Annotated in this window: 2 protein-coding genes; both read left to right on the plus strand. The window is 66.0% G+C overall.

What is annotated here, in order from left to right; genetic code table 11:
- Positions 1-153 precede the first annotated feature (153 nt).
- Positions 154-762, plus strand: a complete 609-nt coding sequence (locus tag IH13_RS0131190) for a cardiolipin synthase ClsA (RefSeq protein WP_031089580.1) — start codon at positions 154-156, stop codon at positions 760-762.
- 110 nt (positions 763-872) lie between these two features.
- On the plus strand, positions 873-2,847 hold a 1,975-nt coding region (locus IH13_RS39010), incomplete at its 3' end, for a sugar phosphate nucleotidyltransferase (RefSeq protein ID WP_031089582.1).

Consider the following 2,847-nt stretch of genomic DNA (forward strand, 5'->3'; position numbering starts at 1 on the left):
TTGTGGCACGGGGCTTTTCTGCGTTCTGGGCGCCTGTCGGAGGGCATTCCGCCGAGGGCTTCCGTTCCCGCCCCACCCCCGTGCATCCGCCGGCTCGGGCTGAGGGTAGGGTCGTGGGGCATCATCGGCACATTCTTCACAGGAGGCCCCCGGGTGGAGGTCCAGGAGACTCGAGTTCAGACGGACCGAGTACTCACCATCCCCAACATTCTCAGCATGGCTCGCCTCGTCGGCGTACCCCTCTTCCTGTGGCTGATCCTCCGCCCCGTCTTCGGAGGTCCCAACAGCGACGGGTGGGCCCTTCTGGTGCTCATGCTGAGCGGCGTCAGCGACTACCTCGACGGCAAGCTCGCCCGCAAGTGGAACCAGATCAGCAGCCTCGGGCGACTCCTGGACCCGGCAGCCGACCGCCTCTACATCCTGTCGACACTCCTCGGGCTCACCTGGCGGGAGATCCTCCCCCTCTGGCTGACGGCGGCGCTGCTCGCCCGGGAGCTGATGCTGCTCGTCATGGTGGGAATCCTCCGCCGGCACGGCTATCCGCCGCCGCAGGTCAACTTCCTCGGTAAAGCTGCAACCTTCAACCTCATGTACGCCTTCCCCTTGTTGCTGCTCAGCGACGGAAGTGGTTGGCTGGCATCGTTGGGCGCCATTTTCGGATGGGCGTTCGCAGGTTGGGGTACAACCCTCTATTGGTGGGCAGGGATCCTGTACGTGGTCCAAGTCCGCCGCCTCGTCAAGGCGGACGTAGTAGCCGATTAGCTCGTTGACGCGGAGCCGTGCAGTGTCGCCGGTCCGCAGTGGATGCTGAGGTTTTCCCCCGACGGGTGAAGTCGGCTAGACCGTCGTCTCACAAGGAGGACGTTTCCGACATGAAGGCCGTCGTGATGGCAGGCGGCGAAGGCACTCGTCTTCGCCCCATGACCTCGAGCATGCCCAAGCCGCTCTTGCCGGTTGCCAACCGGCCCATCATGGAGCACGTGCTGAAACTGCTCAAGCGCCATGGGCTCAATGAGACCGTGGTGACCGTCCAGTTCCTCGCCTCGCTTGTGAAAAACTATTTCGGCGACGGCGAAGAACTCGGAATGGAGCTCAGCTACGCCAACGAGGAGAAGCCACTCGGTACCGCGGGAAGCGTGAAGAACGCCGAGGACGCCCTGAAGGACGACACCTTCCTGGTTATTTCCGGCGACGCTCTCACCGACTTCGACCTGACCGATCTCATCGCGTTCCACAAGGAAAAGGGAGCGCTGGTCACGGTCTGTCTGACGCGGGTCCCCAATCCGCTGGAGTTCGGGATCACGATCGTCGACGAAGAGGGGAAGGTCGAGCGCTTCCTGGAGAAGCCGACCTGGGGCCAGGTCTTCTCGGACACGGTCAACACCGGTATCTACGTCATGGAGCCCGAGGTCTTCGACTACGTCCAGGCGGACACCTCCGTGGACTGGTCCGGCGACGTCTTCCCGCAGCTCATGAAGGACGGCAAGCCGGTCTACGGCTACATCGCCGAGGGCTACTGGGAAGACGTGGGCACCCACGAGAGCTACGTGAAGGCCCAGGCCGACGTACTGGAGCGCAAGGTCGACGTCGAACTCGACGGCTTCGAGATCTCGCCCGGCGTCTGGGTCGCCGAAGGCGCGGAGGTCCACCCCGACGCCGTGCTCCGGGGCCCCCTGTACATCGGTGACTACGCGAAGATCGAAGCCGGTGCCGAAATCCGCGAGCACACGGTCGTGGGATCCAACGTGGTCGTCAAGACCGGTGCGTTCCTGCACCGGGCGGTCGTCCACGACAACGTCTACGTAGGGCAGCAGAGCAATCTGCGCGGCTGTGTGATCGGTAAGAACACCGATGTCATGCGAGCGGCCCGGATCGAGGACGGCGCCGTCATCGGTGACGAATGCCTGATCGGTGAAGAATCGATCATCCAGGGCAACGTCCGGGTCTACCCGTTCAAGACGGTCGAGGCCGGCGCCTTCGTCAACACCTCGGTGATCTGGGAGTCGCGCGGCCAGGCGCACCTTTTCGGGGCCCGCGGTGTCTCCGGCATCCTGAACGTCGAGATCACCCCCGAACTGGCCGTCCGGCTCGCCGGTGCGTACGCCACCACCCTGAAGAAGGGCGCGACGGTCACCACGGCCCGCGACCACTCCCGCGGTGCCCGTGCACTCAAGAGAGCGGTCATCTCGGCGCTGCAGGCCAGTGCCATCGACGTCCGTGACCTGGAGAACGTGCCGTTGCCGGTCGCCCGCCAGCAGACCGCGCGAGGCAGCGCGGGCGGCATCATGATCCGTACGTCGCCGGGCGTGCCCGACTCGGTCGACATCATGTTCTTCGACGAGCGCGGCGCCGACCTCTCCCAGGCCCGTCAGCGGAAGCTCGACCGCGTCTACGCCCGCCAGGAATACCGCAGGGCGTTCCCCGGTGAGATCGGGGACCTGCACTTCCCGTCGAGCGTCTTCGACTCGTACACCGGGTCCCTGCTCCGCAACGTCGACACCGACGGCATCGCCGACGCGGGGCTCAAGGTGGTCGTGGACGCCTCCAACGGCAGTGCGGGGCTCGTCCTGCCCAGCCTCCTCGGACGGCTCGGGGTGGACGCGCTGACCATCAACCCGGGCCTCGACGAATCCCGGCCCACCGAGTCCGCCGAGACCCGTAGGGCAGGACTCGTCCGGCTCGGAGAGATCGTGGCGTCCGCGAGGGCGGCCTTCGGGGTGCGCTTCGACCCCGTCGGTGAGCGGCTCTCCCTCGTCGACGAGCGGGGACACATCATCGAGGACGACCGGGCCCTGCTGGTCATGCTGGACCTCGTGGCGGCCGAGCGGCGCAGCGGCCGTGTCGCCC

Source organism: Streptomyces sp. NRRL WC-3549 (genome assembly GCF_000721935.1).
Taxonomy (GTDB): Bacteria; Actinomycetota; Actinomycetes; order Streptomycetales; family Streptomycetaceae; genus Streptomyces.